A 17,676-nucleotide genomic window follows, 5' to 3' on the forward strand; every position below is an offset into this window, starting at 1 on the left:
GATGAACGTTGCCGAAGTCGCCGCCATGCTGGGCACCACACCCCGCGCTGTACGCCGCCGTCTTCGGCACGCCGGAATCAAACCCGACGACGGGGGCGGGTACGTCCTGGCTCAGTGCGACGTGGACGCCATAACCGGGTCCGTCGCGGTCGCTGACCCCTGCCGGTTGCCGGACGACCCAGGATTACCGCTGAGTGCCCTGGGCGACCCCGCCATGCGCGAAGCGTTCACCATGCTTCGGTTCCAGCGCGAACACCGACTGATGGACCTGGTTGCGTCAACAGTCAATGGTTAGGACGACTTCACCGGATTGATGTCTCGGCCAACGCCGTTCATGCCCATCGCCCCCACAGCGTCGCGTCAAATATGTCAGGGTATCGGTGCCTCCTTATCGCCGCATACGCCGATATCGCCCCTCCAGCAGATTCGGATATTCGTTTTGCGAGGATGTCGATATCGGAGATGGAAAATGTATGTGGACCATCATACTTTCGAAACCTACTGCGAAAGCAGTACCACTCTTCCGACTGATCCCAGACGCCCCAAGGCCGTGGCTTTATATTGCCTTCGTGAAGTCTGCGGAGATCTTCGGTGACCGGCTCCCATGTGCCGTGAATAACGGTATTCCTTCGATCACGCAGCGCCTTAAGTTCCCGCAAGGACGCAATCAATCTAGCGTTCAGCTCGTCTGGCCAAGCATTAAAATACGGGTTGATTTCTCGAACCATCATTTCAATGGTCGAGATAAGCCATTCCGTCGGCTGTCCTTCATAGAGAAGCCAGACACCGTCAGACAAGCTAGAAAGATCATTCAGGATGGTCCGCAGGCGATCGTCACACTCGGCACTTTCAATTGCAACCCGTCCAATTGCTGGTGCGAGCGATGTGCGATCCCCGTGCTTCATCTATTATCTCCGATTCTCGGACAGGCATACTCGCCCTGCTGATCGAGCCCCATCTAGCCTCTATCGTAGTTCGACGCATGTCGCCACCGATGCAGCGATGAGGACCCCGAGTCGCAGAACGTGCCAACGTGTCACAGGATGTCACAACTGGCCCCGCTCCGGGCGTATACGGCGGTAAACGATTCGACCCCAAATATGCCCACTGACCAGCGCATAACCGCTCCGGTTGGAGACGTGGGGAAACAGGTCTGGCCATGTTCCCAAGCTGAATACGCGGGTTCGATTCCCGTCATCGGCTCCACGGTTCACGCAGGCGTAGCAGCATTCCGGCCTCGGCGAACTTGCCACCACCACCATGCGCGTCGAACGATTCACCGGACCGCAATCGGGTTTCGGATCGCGGTTCAGCGCTTGGGTCGGACCATGCGTTCGGCGATCGAGACGACCATCCTGCGGGGCGCGAACCGCGACGACGCGGCGCTGATCTTGTTCTGCAGGCCGTCGACGACGCTCGGCTTGCCCGAATCGACGGCTCGCAACGCGGTTTCGACAACCTGTTTGGTGGAGCGGCGCGCTCCGACCGAGGCGTCGTCGGAGCCGACCACGTTGAAGAAGGCGGTATCGGTGGCGCCGGGGCACAGCGCGAGCACGGCCACGCCGTGCTGCTTGCCCTCCCACCACAGCGCCTCCGACAGTGACAAGACGTAGGCCTTGGTCGCGGCGTATACGGCCATATGCGGGACCGGCTGAAAGCCCGCGGTGCTGGCGACGTTGATGATGGCCCCACTGCGGCGGGCCGTCATCGACGGCAGGTAGGCGGTCGTGAGGTCGGTCAGCGCGCCCACGTTGAGGGCCACCTCCTCACGGATGCGGGTGGGGTCGGCGTCGGCCAGGTCTCCGTGCGTCCCGAAACCGGCGTTGTTGACCAGGATGTCCACCTCGACGCCGAGTTCGCCGACCCGCTCGGCGACGTCGTTGCTCGCGGCCGGGATCGACAAATCGGCGGCAATGACATCGGCGCGCACGCCATGAAGCCGGCCGAGTTCGTCGGCGAGTTTCACAAGCTTGTCCTCGCTGCGGGCCACCAGGATGAGGTTGGCGCCACGCGACGCGAGCACCCTGGCGAACTCTTCACCGATGCCGCCGCTCGCGCCGGTGATCAGGGCCGTCCGATTTCGATACTCCATGATTCTCAATCCCCTTCGTTTGTGACGACAAGTCCGTCGAAGGCCATGTCGCCGAGTGTGTGTGCGTAACGCCTGAGTAGAGCGGTCCGGTCCGCACGAGCGGTAGCCGTGGCATCGACGAAAGTCTTGATCCCGTCGAACGATCCGACCAGGACGGCGGCCAGTTCGTCGGCATCGAGATCCTCACGCAGCTGACCTGACTGCTGGCCATCGCGAATTATGTCCGCCAGCAAGGTGATCCATGCGGCCACCGGTTTGACGACGTCGACGTCGACGCTCGGGTCGTCACGCAGTTCACGGGCGAGGCGGACAACCGACCACGCCCCGGGGTCGTATTCGATGAGATCGAGCATCGCAGGCAGCACGTCCCCGAGTCGCAGCAACGGGTCGGCATGTTTGAGCACCCGGGCCTGGACATTCGAGATCCAGCGAGTCTCCTGGTCTGCGATCACCGCGATGGCGAGATCCGACTTCGATCGGAAATAGAAGTAGAACGCCCCCTTGGTGAGACCTGATGCGGTGATGAGCTCACTGAACCTGGTTGCCGCGTAGCCCTTGTCGGCGAAGAGGTCCGCGGCGACCTGCAGCAGGTGGGCTCGGGTGGCGGCACCCTTGGGCGTCGGCGGATCCGATGGTCGCATAACCAGAGAATAAACCACTCGGTATGTTTTAACAAACCAACTGGTATGTTTCTATCGCGCCGACATCCGCTACTCGACCTCTCAGCGCACCGATTCGGTCGATATGGCAATCTCCACTCTCATCGAGATACCCACATACACAACAGATTTCGCGAACCACGGCAAGCCCCCGGACCGAACCGGCCCAACCACGTCAAACCACAGCACTACGACCAAAATGTGGCCTACGCTGTCGAAATGAGGACCCGGACCTCGACCCTCGCCACCGCGCTTGCCACCGTCGCCGCAGGCGCGCTTGCCACCGTCGCCGTGGCGCTGGGTCCGGCCAGCGCCGCGCCCCTCCCTTTCAGCGAGCCGCCGCGCCTGTCCGGCATGGACGTCGCACACTACGCCGGCCCGATCGGCACGCCCGGAACCATGCTCTCGACCACGACCCTCGACCCGGCGGTCAGCCTCCCGGCTGCGAGTCGGGCCTATCGAATTCACTACTCCACCACCGATGTCCACGGTCGGCCGGCCACCAGTACCGGGCAGATCCTGCTACCCAGACGACCCGCACCCCGAGGCGGCTACCCGGTGATCGCCTGGGCACACGGCACGGTCGGATCCGCCGATCAGTGCGCACCGTCGACACATCCAGAACTCGACGACGCCGTGATCTATCTCAGCCACTGGCTGGACCAGGGGTATGCGATCGTCGCCACCGACTACGCCGGCCTGGGCACCCCCGGCAACCTCAGCTATCTGAGTACGCGTGCCGCCGCGCACTCGGTGATCGACTCGGTAGTCGCCGCCCACCGCACCGATCTGCCGCTGGCGGCACAGTGGGCGATCGTCGGGCATTCGCAGGGCGCCGCAGCCGCGATGTCCGCAGCGCGTCGGGCCACCGAGTACACCCGCGGAACCGGACTCGACTACCGCGGGGTGGTCGCGACCGGCACGCCGGCGAACGTCGAACACGTGGTCTGGCAGATCGGCCCCGGGGTGCCGCCGGTGGCCCTGCCGGCCGGACTCACCGCATACTCGGCGGCGATCCTCGCCGGATTCGCCGATGCCCGCAGGGATTTCGATCAGCGTCGCTATCTCACCGCGGCCGGTCGGCGGGCGATGAGGATCGCCCAAACCCAGTGCACCCCGCAAACCGGGATGGCGTTGCGGCACGACAACGTCGCCGACTGGTTCACCCGGCCGATCTCCTCCATACCCGGCGTCAAAGCGGCACTCATCGACTACATGGCGGTGCCCTACACCGGCTACGACCGGCCCATCCTGATGGTTTCGGGCCTCCCGGACCGGGCGGTACCCATCCCCTTCTCGATGAGCCTGGCCGCGCAACTCGTCGCCAACCGCCAGCCGGTGCACCTCGTCACCTACCCCGACACCGGCCACTCGGCCACCATGCTGCGGTCGATGAGCGTGTCGACGCCCTTCCTGGCCCGCATCCTGCGGTGACGCGAACCCGGTTGGTCCGTCGACGTCATGAGCCGGGAGCCACGCGAGCATTGACGGGGCATAGTTAAGTCATGGAACTCGACGAGGTCATGCGCACGACGTTCGCGGCGCGAGAGTTCACCGACGATCCGGTGCCCGACGATGTGCTGGCGCGGATCTTCGACGTCGCGCGGTTCGCGCCCAGCGGCGGAAACCGCCAAGGTGCACATGTCGTGGTGGTCCGGGACCCCGACACCAAGGAGCGGATCGCCGAACTCAGCAAGCCCGCGGCCCGTCGTTACCTCGCCCAACGTGGCGCCGGCGAGAGTCCGTGGAATCCGGTGCACCCGCCCGGGGTGAGCCGCAGGCAGATCGACGAGGTGGACGGCGTCGACGACTTCGTCGCACCAGTCGCGAAAGCTCCCGTGCTGCTCGTGATCACGGTGGACCTGTCGGTGGTGGCCGCGGTCGATCAGGACCTCGATCGTGTGGGAGTGGTCAGCGGGGCGTCGGTCTATCCGCTGATCTGGAACATCCTGTTGGCCGCGCGCGCCGAAGGCTATGGCGGCACCTTCACCACGATGGCCGTTCTGGAGGAGAACGGTATTCGAGAGTTGTTGGCAATTCCCGATACTCACGCACTCGCGGCCGTCGTTCCGCTGGGCAGGCCGGTGAAACAGCTGACCAGGTTGCGCCGACGACCGGTGTCGGAGTTCGTCACCATCGAACGCTTCGACGGCCCCTCGCTCGGCAACCTCTGACGGCGGCTCAGCGCGGGAACGCGGCAACCATGGATTCCACCGCGGCCTTGCCCGCTTCGTCGACGGTGAGACTCATGATCGACGACATGGCCAGCAGCACGGTGAACTGCCGGGGGGGTGCGCGGCTTACCGAACAGGGAGGTGTTCTCCTTGACCTGGAGCTCCCGAAACGTCGAGACCGGATTGCGTGCGGCCTCGTCCTTGCCGTGATGCCGGAACTTCGTCACCGTAGTCCCATCGAAGACGATCGACTCACCGTTCGCGCCATGCACCTCGGTCGCCGGTATCTCATTCGCGGTCACCGCCACCTCCTCCGGCGACATCGTAACCACCCGACGTCGGGGTCGCTGCGTGCTTCGCAGGGTAAACGACCTGACCACACCTGGGCCGCGTGGCAGATACGTGGCCGCGCCGACAGTAGAACAGCGATCGATCAGGAATCGAGAAGTGTTCTGCCACCATCGCTGCCTACGCTCAGATCATGACGAAAATCAACGCACTCACCCTCGAAGTTCCCGACGTAGCTGCCGCAGAGTCTTTCTACGACACAGCATTCGGCCTCGACGGCCGTCTCCGATTCCAGCAGGGCACCGCACCGACCACCGGTTTCCGTGGATTCACGGTCTCACTGGTCGTCGCCGATCCCACCGTCGTCGACTCGTTCATCGATCCGGCTGTCGCGGCCGGCGCCACCGTGCTCAAACCCGCCAAGAAGTCACTCTGGGGATACGGCGGCGCGATCGCCGCCCCCGACGGAACGGTCTGGACGGTGGCCACGTCGTCGAAGAAGCCGACCGGCGCCCCCGCCCGCACCGTCGATGACATCGTGCTGCTCCTCGGTGTCGACGACGTCGCCGCGACGAAGCAGTTCTACGTGGAGCACGGATTGACCGTCGCGAAGAGCTATGGCGGCAAATATGTCGAGTTCGACGGCGCATCGGGTGGTGTCACGCTCGCCGTGCAGGGTCGCAAGGCGGCAGCCAAGAACGCCGGTACCGATGCCCAGGGATCCGGATCACATCGCATCGTCATCGACAGCGATGCCGACGCGTTCACCGATCCGGACGGGTTCGTCTGGCGGTGAGCACGCCAGTCCGCTACCCCACCAACTGCGGTCGTCGCGGAAGTGCCGAACGAATCGAGATCAGTTCGCGCGCATGCTCATCCAAGGAGATGTCCTCGGCCGACACCGGCGCCCACCGCCGCACCGCGGTGGCGTCGCCCTGGTCATCGACGGCGGCGACGATCGTCAGGCTGTGCGCACAGTCGCGCATCACACCGGTATGCGGATCACCGGCCCGAACGTGCACGGAGACATGCATCGTCTGCTTCCCGGTGTGGATCAATCGGGCGTCGAGTTCGACCACATCGCCGATGTGGATCGGCGCGTAGAACCGGATGCCACCCACATAGGCCGACACGCATCGACCCCCGCACCAGCGGGCCGCGTTCAGATACGCCGATTCGTCCATCCACTCCATGACGCGGCCACCATGCGCGTTGCCTCCCCAGTTGACGTCCGTCGGCGCAGCGAGGAAACGGGTTTGCGAGCGTGGCGCGGTCCCGGCGTCGGAGTAGGTGACCGAGGCCATCGCCTCCTCGATCCGTTTGCGGACCGGGATTCGCGTGGTCGCGTACTCCTGCGCGGCGCGATCGGCGTCGGTGACCGGCACCCACTGCGGCACCGGTCGCGGGCGTCGACCCGCACCGGTGTCCTCGCCCATCGCCACGAAGATCACCAGACATTCGCTGGCCACGGTGAAGACACCGGTGTGCGGTGCGGCCGACCGCACGGTGCACTGAATGTGCATACTCGACGTGCCGGTGTGGATGAGGGTTGCGGTGACCTCGACGATGTCCCCCGGTTCGATACCCCGGGTGAAGGTGATGTTGCCGAAGTAGGCGGTCACCGAGTATCCGCCGGACCATGCGGCCGCGCAGGCGTAGGCCGCCTTGTCGATCCAGGACAGCAGTCGGCCGCCGCGGACGTCACCACCGAGGGTGGTGGCGTCGGTGGGCGCGGCGAGGAAGCGGAGAGTGATCTCGCGTGCGGGTGTCGGCGACATGAGCATTCCTAACGGGCTACGAACTTGATCGGCACATCATGCCCACACGAAAGTTCTGACAGCACGCCGGAGTGCGGTTGTGAGTAGGACGCCATACCGCGTTTACACGGTTTACGTCACCGACCCACGCCCCAACGCATACACGTCAACGGCCGGCCCCACCGGAGCGACGCCGAAGCGTTCCGGCGCCATGTACGCGAACGGTCCGACCGCCGATCCCGTTGAGGTGAGCCGGGTGCCGTCGGCGGTCTGGGCCAGCCCGAAGTCGACCAAGTACGCGAAATCCCCAGTGTCCACCAGAATGTTGTCGGGTTTGATGTACTGGGCGCCGGAAGCAGATCGGCGCACGCCGATCGACCTATCTCAATCGGCGTCGCGAATACTGTTGCGCAACTTGGCCAACTCACCGGTTCGCCAGGCGGTGAACGCCCATGTCACACCGACGAACGGCAGGATCGCGCCTGCCGCCCAGGCCCGCGCCGAACGCGGCAGGGCATCGGCGATGATCTCGGCGCGAGGCACGCCGTCGACATCGGCGGGCAACCAGTCGGTGAGCAGATTCCTCGTCAGCGCAATGGGTTCGAAGGGACCGGCGGTAGCGGCCAGATAGTAGGCGATCGTGGTGATCACCAATGCGCCCAACCAGGCGATGGCCTGCACTTGCGAACCCAGGATCTCCGCGGCCGTCCGGATGGCCTCGGCGGTGAAACCGAAGACCAGCGCAAGCAGGAGACACGCCACCTGCGCGGAGAGGAGTTCCTCGAGAACCGAGGTCTCCTGATCCGATGAACTGAGGCCCGGTAGTCCGATCGCGAGCGAGACGAGCCCGGAGATGAGGGCGACGAGCGTGATCGTCGAGGTCATGTCCGAGATGCGATGAAACGACGCGCGTACCGCCTGCTCGGTCGTCGCACTGGCCACCCGGGGGCTGACCCGGTACACGATCAGCACGATCATCCCGCAGATCACGATCGTGAGCAGCCAGGCGATGGCCGTCGTACACACCGCCGCCAGCGCGAAGGATCCGATCAGCGGACCGAAGATGGCGTCGTCGCCGTGATCGGTGATGCGGGTACCGATCAGCGGCAGCAGTCCGACGGTCAGCACGATGAGGCCGGCAGCCAACAGCGGCCCGGAGAACTCGGTGATATCCGATGCGTCCAGATCGGGGTCACGACCCCGGATGATGTGCCACTCTCGCACGATCAGCTGCCGCAGGCCCGCCCACCATCCAGCGCGCCGGGGTCGGGGATCGGGGCTTGCGTCTGCCACCGGTCAACCGTAGGCCCACCAGCGGCCTGACCGCGTCGGACCGCGCCGATCACGGCATCGGCCAATTCCGGCAAACAGCTTGACACCAGCGTAAGGCCGGGTTAATTTTCGAGTGGTCCAGATCACATCCGCTCTGGATGCGTCGCTCGCCACCTGGGCGGACGGCGTCACTCACCCTTCTTCCGACAGCCCTTTCCGGGGGCGTATCTGTCATGCCCGGAGAACGGCTCGGAACGTCAGTGGGAAGGCATCATTCATGCGTTGGAGAGCTGGCCGGATCGCCGCCGTGGCCGTAGCCGCGGCCTGCGTCATGTCGGTTGCGGCATGTAGCAGCAACGACGACAACTCATCGGGCGGGTCCGCCGCCGAGAACGGCACCCAAGCATCGGGTGAGCCGATCAAGCTCGGCCTGTTCAACCCGTCGCAGGGCCCGGGCCCGCAGCCGGGTGTGACCACCGGCAAGAACGCGGCCCTCGACTACGTCAACAACCAGCTCGGCGGCATCAACGGCCGTCCGATCGAAATCGTCGACTGCGGCATCGATCAGACCGTGCCCGAGTCGACCATCTCCTGCGCGCAGAAGTTCGTCCAGGAAGGCGTCATCGCCGCCATCGACGGATTCAACGCCGAATCGGCGTCGGCCGTCAAGATCCTCGGCGACGCGGGTATTCCACTCGTCGGCGAGATCCCCTACAACCTGCAAACCGGTGCCAGCCCGGCCAATCGCGTGTACTTCGCGCCGGCCCCCGCCGCCTTCCTGATCGGCTTCATGCAGCAGCTCAAGGCGAACGGCAAGACCTCACTGACCCTGGCGAACGCCGATCTGCCTGCCGCACATCAGGTCTTCGACATGCTGCTCAAGCCCCTCGGCGCGCAGCTGGGCATCAAGGTCAAAGAGGTCTACTACCCGCCGGCCGGCCCCAACTTCGCACAGCTCGCCTCCACACTCGCCGACGGCAATCCCGACGCGGCCGGTCTGATGACCTCCCCCAACGATGCCACCTGTACCAAACTCGCCCAGTCGATGCGGTCGGTCGGGTACAAGGGCACCATCTTCCTGGCCGCCTGCACCGAGTTCATCGACACACTGGGCCAGCAAGCCGTCGGCGCTCAGACGTATTCGCCGTTCTGGCAGCCCCCTGCCATCGATTCGGTTCCGGCCGAGACCAAGGCGAACGTCGAGACCGCACAACGCTTCATCGACAACCAGGACGGCACCGCGGGCTTCTACGCCTACGGCACCTTCTCGATCCTCGCCGACTTCACCCACATCCTGAACAACGCGAAGGTGACCGAGATCAACAGCAAGAATGTGCTCACCACACTCAAGGCGGTCAAGGACTACCAGAGCTTCCTCGGCCCCAAGCTCAACTGCGGCAGCGCGACCTCACCCAACTGCACCTCGCAGATGCTGCTGTTCGATGTCGTCGCAGACAAGAAGACACAACCGCAGACCGGCACCTTCATCACGCCGTCCCCGGCCGTGCTGAAGCTGATCCCCGGCGCTCTCTGATCCGGGGGCTATGCGGACCCGATAGTTGTTGATCCGCACAGCCTTCCGGACAAACACCTGGGCAACATCACGTGGCCGGGCGGGCCGTCACCGACGCCGCCCGGCCACGTTCATCTTTCACCCGCCGCCGTCTTGGTCACGGCGATATCGATTGAGTGGGATTCATGGGTCAATTCCTCCAGTTCGCGTTCCTCGGCCTATCCGGTGGCGCGGTCTACGCGGTCCTCGCCTCGTCACTGGTCGGCATCTACGCCGCGACGGGCATCATCAACTTCGCACAGGGCGCCATCGGCCTGTACTCGGTTTACGTCGTCGCCGCGCTACAGGACGACGGCACCCTGGTGCTACCCATCGGCTCACTGTCCCTGGGAGATTCACACAACCCGACCCCACTGACCCTGGCCATCCTGATCGGGGTGGCGAGCGCCGTCGTCTGGGCGCTGCTTGCTCACTATCTCGTCTTCCGGCCGCTGCGGCAGGCTCCCGTTCTTGCCCAGGTGGTCGCCTCGGTCGGCCTGATGCTCTTCATCCAGGCCCTCGTCCAGCTGCGCTTCGACACCGAGAACCTCGTCGCCCAGCCGATCCTGCCCGACGACACCGTCGAATTCGCCGGCGCGGTGATCAACGTGTCAGACCTGATCCTGGCCGCAGTAGCCATCGGCATCGCCGTCCTGCTCTGGGCGTATTTCCGGCTGACCACCCTCGGCGTCGCCACCCGCGCGGGCTCCGAAGACGAACTCGCCGCACGGCTGTCGGGCTATTCCCCCGACCGACTGGCGGCCATCGTGTGGGCGCTGACCGCAGCCGCCACCGGCTTGATCGTCATCCTGGCCACCTTCACGATCGGCCTCACGGTCACCACGTACACCTTCTACGTGATCCCGGCGCTCGCCGTCGCGCTGGTCGGTCGCCTAAGCTCCTTCGGCATCGCCTGTGCCGCAGGCCTCGTCCTCGGTGCATTCCAGTCGGTGATCGTCTGGTTGTCGGCGAAGGATTGGTGGCCGGAATGGGCTCAGACCGGCCTCGGTGATGCCGTGCCGTTCGTGATCGTCATCCTTGCGCTGTTCCTGCTCGGCGGCAAGATCCCCTCCCGGGGCTCACTGGGCGACGTGCGGATGCCCGCTGTCCGCATCCCCCGTATCCGCCTGATCCCCACCGCCCTCATCATCGCGGCGGCGGTCGCGGCCATCCTGTTGACCAGCGGCACCTGGCGATTCGGCGTGGTCACCTCGATCATTCTGTCGCTCATCGCGCTGTCACTGGTCCTCCTCACCGGGTACCTCGGCCAGATCTCGCTGGCGAGTATGGCCTTCGCCGGGACCGCCGGATTCGCGCTGTCCAAACTGTCGGTGAACTGGGGTGTACCGTTCCCCGTCAACATGATCCTGGCCGCCCTCATCGCGACCGCCGTCGGCATCGTGGTCGGCATCCCGGCACTCCGTATCCGCGGCGCCCAGCTGGCCGTCGTGACCCTGGCGGCCGCGCTGGCCATCCAGAGCTTCGTCTTCAACAACCCCGAGATCACGCCCTACGAGGGCAATCTCATCGAAGAACCCAGCCTCTTCGGACTCGACCTCGGTGTCAGCGACGGCACCACCCTGGTAACCCTGCGCTTCTCGTTCATGGTGCTCATCGTGGTCGCGATCGCCACCCTGCTGGTGCTGCGGCTGATGGGCGGCTCCACCGGTCGGGCCTTCCTCGCCGTGCGGTCCAACGAACGGGCCGCAGCTTCGGTGGGTATCAACGTCGCGGCGACCAAGCTGCTGGGCTTCGCGTTGTCGGCGTTCCTCGCCGGCATCGGCGGATGTCTGATCGGCTTCTCCCGCGGTCAGCTGTCGGCCGGCTCCTTCACGGTGATGATCGGACTGACGCTGCTGGCCATGACCTACATCGGCGGTATCACCTCCTTCGCCGGCGCCTTCATCGCCGGCGCGCTCGGACAGCTCGGTATCGGCTACGTATTCCTCAAGGACACCCTGGAACTCGGCGAGTACTACGAACTGTTCGCCGCCGGCGCCCTCCTGCTGATGGCTGTCCTCAATCCGATCGGCATCGCCGGGGCGTTCGCCGAACTCGGCGACCGGCTCCGCGCGGCGCTACGACGAACACCCGATCCCGACGACCCGCCGCAACCGGCCCGTCCGGCTTCGACCAAGGAGGCCGACGCACATGTCTGATACGACGACTCCACTGTTGGAGACCACCGACCTGACCGTCCGCTACGGCGGGGTCACCGCCAACTCCGACGTGTCCATCACTGTCGGCGCAGGCGAGATCGTCGGACTCATCGGCCCCAACGGGGCAGGTAAGACCACCTTCGTCGACGCCGTGACCGGATTCACCCGGGCACACGGATCGGTCAGCGTCGGCGGGGTCGGCCTGTCGAAGGCTTCCCCGCACCGCCGCCGCCGGGCCGGTATGGCCCGCACCTGGCAGGCCGGTGAACTCTTCACCGACCTCACCGTCGAACAGAATCTGGCCGTCGCCGTTCAACCCGTCGGCCTGCGGGCCATGTTCCGTGACATCGTCAACGGTTCCCGACCACCGGCCGAAACCATCAACGCCGCACTGCAACTCGTCGGTCTGGCCGAGGTCGCCGACCAGCGTCCAGGGGCCCTTACCCTCGGCCAGCAGAAGCTTGTCGGGGTCGCCCGCGCCCTCGTCGGCGGCACCCGGCTACTCCTGCTCGACGAGCCTGCCGCCGGTCTCGACACGCACGAGAGCCGTGAGTTCGGGGCCGAGTTGCGCCGGATCGCGAACAGCGGCATCGGCATCCTGCTGATCGACCACGACATGTCGCTGGTGCTCGACGTCTGCGACCGCGTCTACGTGCTCGACTTCGGCCGCATCATCGCCGCGGGCACCCCGGCACAGATACAGGACGACCCCGCGGTCGTCGCCGCCTACCTCGGCAGCCCCGAAGTGGACAGCACCGAATTGAACAGCGCCGGGTTGAACAGCGCCGGGTTGAACAGCGCCGGGTTGAACAGCGCCACCGTGGAGAAGACGACCGAGAACATCACGCGGCCAGCACAAACCGAAGGTGAAGAGGAAACCGCATGAGCACCTCCGACGATTTCGCGCCGGCAACCACGACAAGCGAATCGACAACGGCCACCGACCCAGCCGAGATCCTGCGGGTCGACGACGTCACCGTCGGCTACGGCGGGGTTGCCGCCGTTCGCGGACTGAACGCGTCGGTGCGGGCAGGCGAGATCCTGACCCTGCTGGGCCCCAACGGTTCCGGCAAGACGACCAGCCTGCTCGCCATGGTCGGCGCACTCGACCTGATGGCGGGTTCGATCACCGCGCTCGGCGAACCGATCGACAAACGTATCGAACGCAACGCACGTCGCGGCATCACCCTGGTCCCCGACACCCGTGGTGTGTTCCACCGCCTGTCGGTCGCCGACAATCTGCGCCTCGCCAAGCGACGCGGTGGTCGCGACATCGACTCGGTGTACGACTATTTCCCCAAGCTGAAGACGATGCGAACCCGTCGGTGCGGCAACCTGTCCGGCGGCGAGCAGCAGATGCTCGCGCTGGCGAAGGCGCTCTTGGCGAGCCCTCGCGTCCTGCTGATCGACGAACTCAGCCTGGGATTGTCGCCGATCGCCGTGCAGGATCTGCTGCCCCGTCTGCGGTCCATCGCCGACGATACGCAGATGGCGGTGATCCTCGTCGAACAGCACATCGACCTGGCGCTGGGCATCGCCGACAAGGCGATCGTGCTGCACCACGGCCGGGTGGCCGTCTCCGCCCCGGCGAGCGCCCTGCGGGAGAACCGCGATACGGTCGAAGCCGCCTATTTCGGCCGCACCGTGGAATCCGGCGTCGCCTGACCCGGCACGGGTCAACGGATCAACAGCCCCGGCGGCCGCGCGGCACCATCGCGGAACGTCACACACGGTGGCCCACGACGCGGCCGCACCAGTACACGACCAGAGGGAGGGCACAGGTGGCACAGGCGGACAGCCCGAATCCGCACCGCCCCGGACGGGTCCGAAAACCCCGCAACCGCAGCACTCGTCACCGGCCCACCGATGACGAACTCCTCGACGCCGCCTGCGCGGTGATCGCCGACGTCGGCTCCGACCGGTCAACGATGGATATGATCGCCGACCGCGCCGGCACGTCACGGGTCACGCTGTACGCCCACTTCGGTTCACGGGAGTCCCTGGTCTCACGGCTCATCGGACGCGAACTCGACAACTTCACGACCTGGATGTCGTCGGTCTACGAGCACACCGACGACATGCCCTATGGCGCGCGGGCGCGCCGTATCGTGGAGGCGCTCTTCGACTACGCGCGACGACACCCCGACGGATTACGAGTCATACTCGGTCACCGCGACAACACCGACCGTCGGCTCTACGCCGCTCTCGAACCCAAGATCGCCGCCCGACTGCGGACCAACTACGCACAACAGGGCGTCGAGATCGGCGCGGGCGCAGACACGTTGGCATCGCTACTGCTGGTGATGAGCCTCGACGTCGCCCACCGCGCCCTGTTCGTCGACGGCGCCGACATCGACGCCGCATGCGACCTGACGGTCACCGCCACGCAGGCCGTCCTGCGGGAGGTGCGCCCAGCGCAACTCACCGCGATCGATCGGTCGGTACCCGGATCCGGCCCGGCTTCGGACATCTGACTCCGTCGTGCGGCGCTTACGCTTCCGGCGTCGGCTGCGACTGCGGCGCCGGTGCGCCGTCGGCGTAGGACGTGGATTCGGTTGCGTAGAGTGCCATCCGTTCACGCTCCTCGGCATGACGCGGATAGCCGAAGAAGACCACCGCGGCACCGACCGCCACGATGACGACCGCGGCGGCATACGCATAGTTGTCGCCCTTGACGAAGGCATCCCGGGCCGCGGAGATGATCTGCTCGGAGTATTGCGGATAGCGTTCGGCCAGCACCGCGGCGCTGGAGAAGGATTTCGTCAGCGCATCCTCGGTCTGCGCACTGACCTGCGCGGAGTCCGGCGAGGATGAGATCGTCTTGGCGAAGGCGGTCGCATAGCCTGCGGTGAGGATCGCACCCAGGATCGACTGCATGATCGCACCGCCGAGGTCGCGCTGCAGATCAGACATACTCGATGCCATCCCGGCCCGATTCACCGGCACCGACCCGGTCAACGATCGCGACGCCGGCGTACCGGCCAGCCCGACGCCGATCCCGATGAGCGCGTACACCAGTCCGACATGCCAGAACTTCGCATTGTCGTCCCAGGTCGCCATCGCCAAGGCCAGACCCGCGATGACGGGCACATAGCCACACAACAGGGTGAAGCGAGATCCCTTGGACTCGACCAACTTCGCCGACTGTGGTGCGGCCAGGATCATCGTCGCCGCACCTGCCAGCACCGTGGCGCCGGATGCCACCGTCGAATATCCCAGCACATTTTGCATGTACTGCTGCCCGATGAACATCGCACCCATCAGTGTGCCGAAGACGATCAGACCGCCGACCGCCGCCACCCAGAAGGTCCGGCGCGCCGCCACGCGCAGGTCGAACAGCGGAACACGAACGCGCAGTTGGCGAATTACGAAGCCGACGGCCGTCACGAGGAAGACCACGGCCAGGGACAGCACCAGGGTGGTGGAGTCGTTGGTCGGCGCGAAGTTGAGGGCCAAGATCAGCGCACCCACCATCACAATGGACAGCAGCCCACCGAGGTTGTCGACCCGCGCCGACGTGTCTCCGTAATCGTCGGGTAGAAGCCGCCAGGCCAGCACCACGGCCAGCAGCGCCAGCGGCAGTGTCACCAAGAAGACCGAACCCCACTCGAAAACCTCCATCAACGCACCGGCAGTCAGCGGACCGAGGGCCGAGATGGCGCCCCCGATCGCCGACCAGGCGGCAATCGCCTTGGTGCGCTGGGCACCCGACCACAGTGCGGTGATGACCGCCAGGGTGGTCGGGAACGCCAGCCCGGCCGCGATCCCGCCGACCAGCCGCGCCCCGAACAACACGTCGATGTTCGGGGCGAATCCGGCGGTGAGGGAGGCCGGGATCGTCAGCCCCATACCCATGAGCACCATGCGTTTTCGGCCGTGGCGGTCCCCCAGCGCCCCGAAGTAGAGCACCGAAGCCGCCAGACCCAGCGAATAGCCGACAGCCACGAGATTGAGTTGCGTCGAACTCGCGTCGAGGTCCCGGCCGATGTCGGGGAGCGCCACGTTGGCGACGGCGAGATTGAGGTTGGCGACACCGGCGACCAGGATCAGGGTGGCCAGCACCACACCGGCGCGCGGCGGTGAGATTCCTGGGTCAGGCGGGGTCATTCGCCTGAGGATACGCGCGCAACCAGGGCAGACGCAGGGTTTCGCTGGGCATCGCCGCCGGGCCGAGCCGGCGCCGGTGGTTATCCGCCGCCGCGCCGAACCGACCGTACTGTGTTTGGCTGTTGGTGATGACGACCGAAGACCCCGGACCGATGCCGCCCGCCACCGACTCACCCGCTGACGTGCGTCTCGATCCTGCAACTCGGACCACGACCCACCTCGGCCACATCTTTCACATCGCCGGCACGCCGACGGTTCAGGAGGCGGCGGCCGCACTCGTCGAGATCCCGGATGGTGCACTGACCGTCGACGACCGTGGCCGGATCGTCTACTGCGGACCGCGCCGGACCCGGCCGGCCGGCCCCGCCCGTACCGAACGCGTCGTCGACCACGGCGATGCCTTCCTGCTGCCCGGCTTCGTCGACACCCACATCCACTACCCGCAGACCTACTCCACCGACGCCTACGGAGGCGGACAGCTCCTGGAGTGGCTGACGGCGTGCATCTTTCCCGCCGAGGCACGGCTCGCCGATCCCGCCTTCGCGCGGCAGATCGCCCGTGACTTCACCGCGCGCCGGATCGCGGCGGGTACCACCGCGGCCCTCGTCTTCGGGTCGGCGTTCGCCGTCGCCCAGCACGCACTGTTCACCGAGACCCGTGCTGCCGGACTCCGAATCGTCAGTGGGCGAGGCATCCAGACCGTCGGCCCCGACAGTGCGGCGCCGCTGCTGACCTCCGACGCCGACGCGATCGCCATGGCCACCGACGAGATCGACGAATGGCACTGTGCCGACTCGGGCGATCCCACGACCGCGCGGCTGCAGACCGCCATCATTCCGCGCTTCGCACTGTCGGTGACCGCCGACACCCTTGCGCGGCTTGGCGACCTGTACGCCGAGGTCCGCCCGCGCGGAGTGTATGTGCACACCCACCTGAACGAGAACAATCGACCAGGCGACGGTGAAATCGATTCGGTCCGAAAGCTATTCGGCGTAGCCGACTATCTGGACACCTACGACGGAAAATTCCTGCCCGGCTCGGCGATCGGCGGTGAAAGCCTGCTGGGCCGACGCACCGTGATGGCTCACGCCGTGCACTGCTCGGACACCGAACTGACCCGGATGGCGGCGACCGGCACCTCGATCGCGCACTGCCCTGTCTCCCAGCTCTTCCTCGGGTCGGGCACCATGCCGTGGCGTCGCACCGTCGACGCGGGGGTCACGATCGCCGCCGGTACCGACGTCGGCGCGGGCGACGAATGGCTCATCCCGCGGGTGCTGTCGGACGCGTTCAAGGTCCATCTGTCCGAACCCGGATTCGCGAGTGTCGCACTACATCCTGGCGAACTGCTGTTCACCGGCACGCTGGCCGGCGCCCGCGCCCTCGACATGGAGGAACGCTTCGGCAACTTCGACGCAGGCAAAGACGCCGACTTCCTCGTCGTGGAACCCGATCGCTGGCCGGCGTTGGCCGCCGCACTACGTTATGGAATCCGCGCCGACGACCCGACCGCCGCCCGCGATCAGACGCTGTTCACCCTGTTGCTCGGTTTGCGGGAACCGGCGATCACCGAGGTGTACGTGGCCGGCAGGCGAGTGCAACCCCCCGACTGACCA

The 17,676-nt window shown here is 65.9% G+C and carries 17 protein-coding genes; 10 read left to right on the plus strand and 7 right to left on the minus strand.

The features are described 5' to 3' along the window. On the plus strand, positions 1–295 hold a 295-nt coding region (locus tag QSJ18_RS16555; protein ID WP_286327702.1), incomplete at its 5' end, for a hypothetical protein. 37 nt (positions 296–332) lie between these two features. On the opposite strand, the gene QSJ18_RS16560 is transcribed toward QSJ18_RS16555, so the two are convergent. From QSJ18_RS16560 to QSJ18_RS16570, 3 genes are all read right to left on the minus strand, one after another. After that, positions 333–905, minus strand: a complete 573-nt coding sequence (locus tag QSJ18_RS16560) for a hypothetical protein (protein ID WP_286327703.1) — start codon at positions 903–905, stop codon at positions 333–335. 404 nt (positions 906–1,309) lie between these two features. Continuing rightward, positions 1,310–2,092, minus strand: a complete 783-nt coding sequence (locus tag QSJ18_RS16565; RefSeq protein WP_286327704.1) for an SDR family NAD(P)-dependent oxidoreductase — start codon at positions 2,090–2,092, stop codon at positions 1,310–1,312. Between the two features lie 5 nt (positions 2,093–2,097). Beyond that, a complete protein-coding gene (locus QSJ18_RS16570) occupies positions 2,098–2,733 on the minus strand; it encodes a TetR/AcrR family transcriptional regulator (RefSeq protein ID WP_286327706.1) in 636 nt (211 codons plus the stop codon). Between the two features lie 237 nt (positions 2,734–2,970). Between QSJ18_RS16570 and QSJ18_RS16575 the strand changes: the two genes are divergently transcribed. The 3 genes from QSJ18_RS16575 (at position 2,971) to QSJ18_RS16585 (ending at position 6,009) form a co-directional block, all read left to right on the plus strand. Then, on the plus strand, positions 2,971–4,185 hold the full coding sequence (locus QSJ18_RS16575) for an alpha/beta hydrolase family protein (protein ID WP_286327708.1): 1,215 nt from the start codon (positions 2,971–2,973) through the stop codon (positions 4,183–4,185). A 71-nt stretch (positions 4,186–4,256) separates the two neighbouring features. Beyond that, positions 4,257–4,925 carry a nitroreductase family protein gene (locus tag QSJ18_RS16580; protein ID WP_286327709.1) on the plus strand — a complete coding sequence of 223 codons (669 nt, stop codon included), beginning with the start codon at positions 4,257–4,259 and terminating at the stop codon, positions 4,923–4,925. A gap of 481 nt (positions 4,926–5,406) precedes the next feature. Continuing rightward, positions 5,407–6,009 carry a VOC family protein gene (locus QSJ18_RS16585; RefSeq protein WP_286327710.1) on the plus strand — a complete coding sequence of 201 codons (603 nt, stop codon included), beginning with the start codon at positions 5,407–5,409 and terminating at the stop codon, positions 6,007–6,009. Between the two features lie 13 nt (positions 6,010–6,022). On the opposite strand, the gene QSJ18_RS16590 is transcribed toward QSJ18_RS16585, so the two are convergent. From QSJ18_RS16590 to QSJ18_RS16600, 3 genes are all read right to left on the minus strand, one after another. After that, positions 6,023–6,991: an acyl-CoA thioesterase gene (locus QSJ18_RS16590; RefSeq protein ID WP_286327711.1), complete on the minus strand. Its 969-nt coding sequence runs from the start codon at positions 6,989–6,991 to the stop codon at positions 6,023–6,025. Between the two features lie 111 nt (positions 6,992–7,102). Further along, a complete protein-coding gene (locus QSJ18_RS16595) occupies positions 7,103–7,339 on the minus strand; it encodes a protein kinase domain-containing protein (protein ID WP_353507220.1) in 237 nt (78 codons plus the stop codon). 15 nt (positions 7,340–7,354) lie between these two features. After that, positions 7,355–8,263 (minus strand): hypothetical protein, encoded by a 909-nt coding sequence (locus QSJ18_RS16600; RefSeq protein ID WP_286327712.1) that lies wholly within the window; start codon positions 8,261–8,263, stop codon positions 7,355–7,357. A gap of 256 nt (positions 8,264–8,519) precedes the next feature. Here QSJ18_RS16600 and QSJ18_RS16605 point away from each other — a divergent pair, with 256 nt between their 5' ends. The 5 genes from QSJ18_RS16605 (at position 8,520) to QSJ18_RS16625 (ending at position 14,427) form a co-directional block, all read left to right on the plus strand. Beyond that, a complete protein-coding gene (locus QSJ18_RS16605) occupies positions 8,520–9,776 on the plus strand; it encodes an ABC transporter substrate-binding protein (RefSeq protein WP_286327713.1) in 1,257 nt (418 codons plus the stop codon). 164 nt (positions 9,777–9,940) lie between these two features. Beyond that, positions 9,941–11,953, plus strand: coding sequence for an ABC transporter permease (locus tag QSJ18_RS16610; RefSeq protein WP_286327714.1), 2,013 nt, complete (start codon positions 9,941–9,943; stop codon positions 11,951–11,953). Further along, a complete protein-coding gene (locus tag QSJ18_RS16615) occupies positions 11,946–12,839 on the plus strand; it encodes an ABC transporter ATP-binding protein (protein WP_286327715.1) in 894 nt (297 codons plus the stop codon). Before QSJ18_RS16610 ends, QSJ18_RS16615 begins: the two co-directional genes overlap by 8 nt. Next, the gene (locus tag QSJ18_RS16620) at positions 12,836–13,618 is read left to right on the plus strand and encodes an ABC transporter ATP-binding protein (protein ID WP_286327716.1); all 783 of its coding nucleotides are present in this window, start codon (positions 12,836–12,838) and stop codon (positions 13,616–13,618) included. The genes QSJ18_RS16615 and QSJ18_RS16620 overlap by 4 nt, the downstream gene beginning before the upstream one ends. Before the next feature lie 116 nt (positions 13,619–13,734). Next, positions 13,735–14,427 (plus strand): TetR/AcrR family transcriptional regulator, encoded by a 693-nt coding sequence (locus tag QSJ18_RS16625; RefSeq protein WP_286327717.1) that lies wholly within the window; start codon positions 13,735–13,737, stop codon positions 14,425–14,427. A 16-nt stretch (positions 14,428–14,443) separates the two neighbouring features. On the opposite strand, the gene QSJ18_RS16630 is transcribed toward QSJ18_RS16625, so the two are convergent. Beyond that, positions 14,444–16,060, minus strand: a complete 1,617-nt coding sequence (locus QSJ18_RS16630; protein ID WP_286327718.1) for an MFS transporter — start codon at positions 16,058–16,060, stop codon at positions 14,444–14,446. Between the two features lie 152 nt (positions 16,061–16,212). Here QSJ18_RS16630 and QSJ18_RS16635 point away from each other — a divergent pair, with 152 nt between their 5' ends. Next, the gene (locus tag QSJ18_RS16635; protein WP_286327769.1) at positions 16,213–17,673 is read left to right on the plus strand and encodes an amidohydrolase family protein; all 1,461 of its coding nucleotides are present in this window, start codon (positions 16,213–16,215) and stop codon (positions 17,671–17,673) included. Positions 17,674–17,676 lie beyond the last annotated feature (3 nt).

This window comes from Gordonia heveisoli (assembly GCF_030315745.1).
GTDB lineage: Bacteria > Actinomycetota > Actinomycetes > Mycobacteriales > Mycobacteriaceae > Gordonia.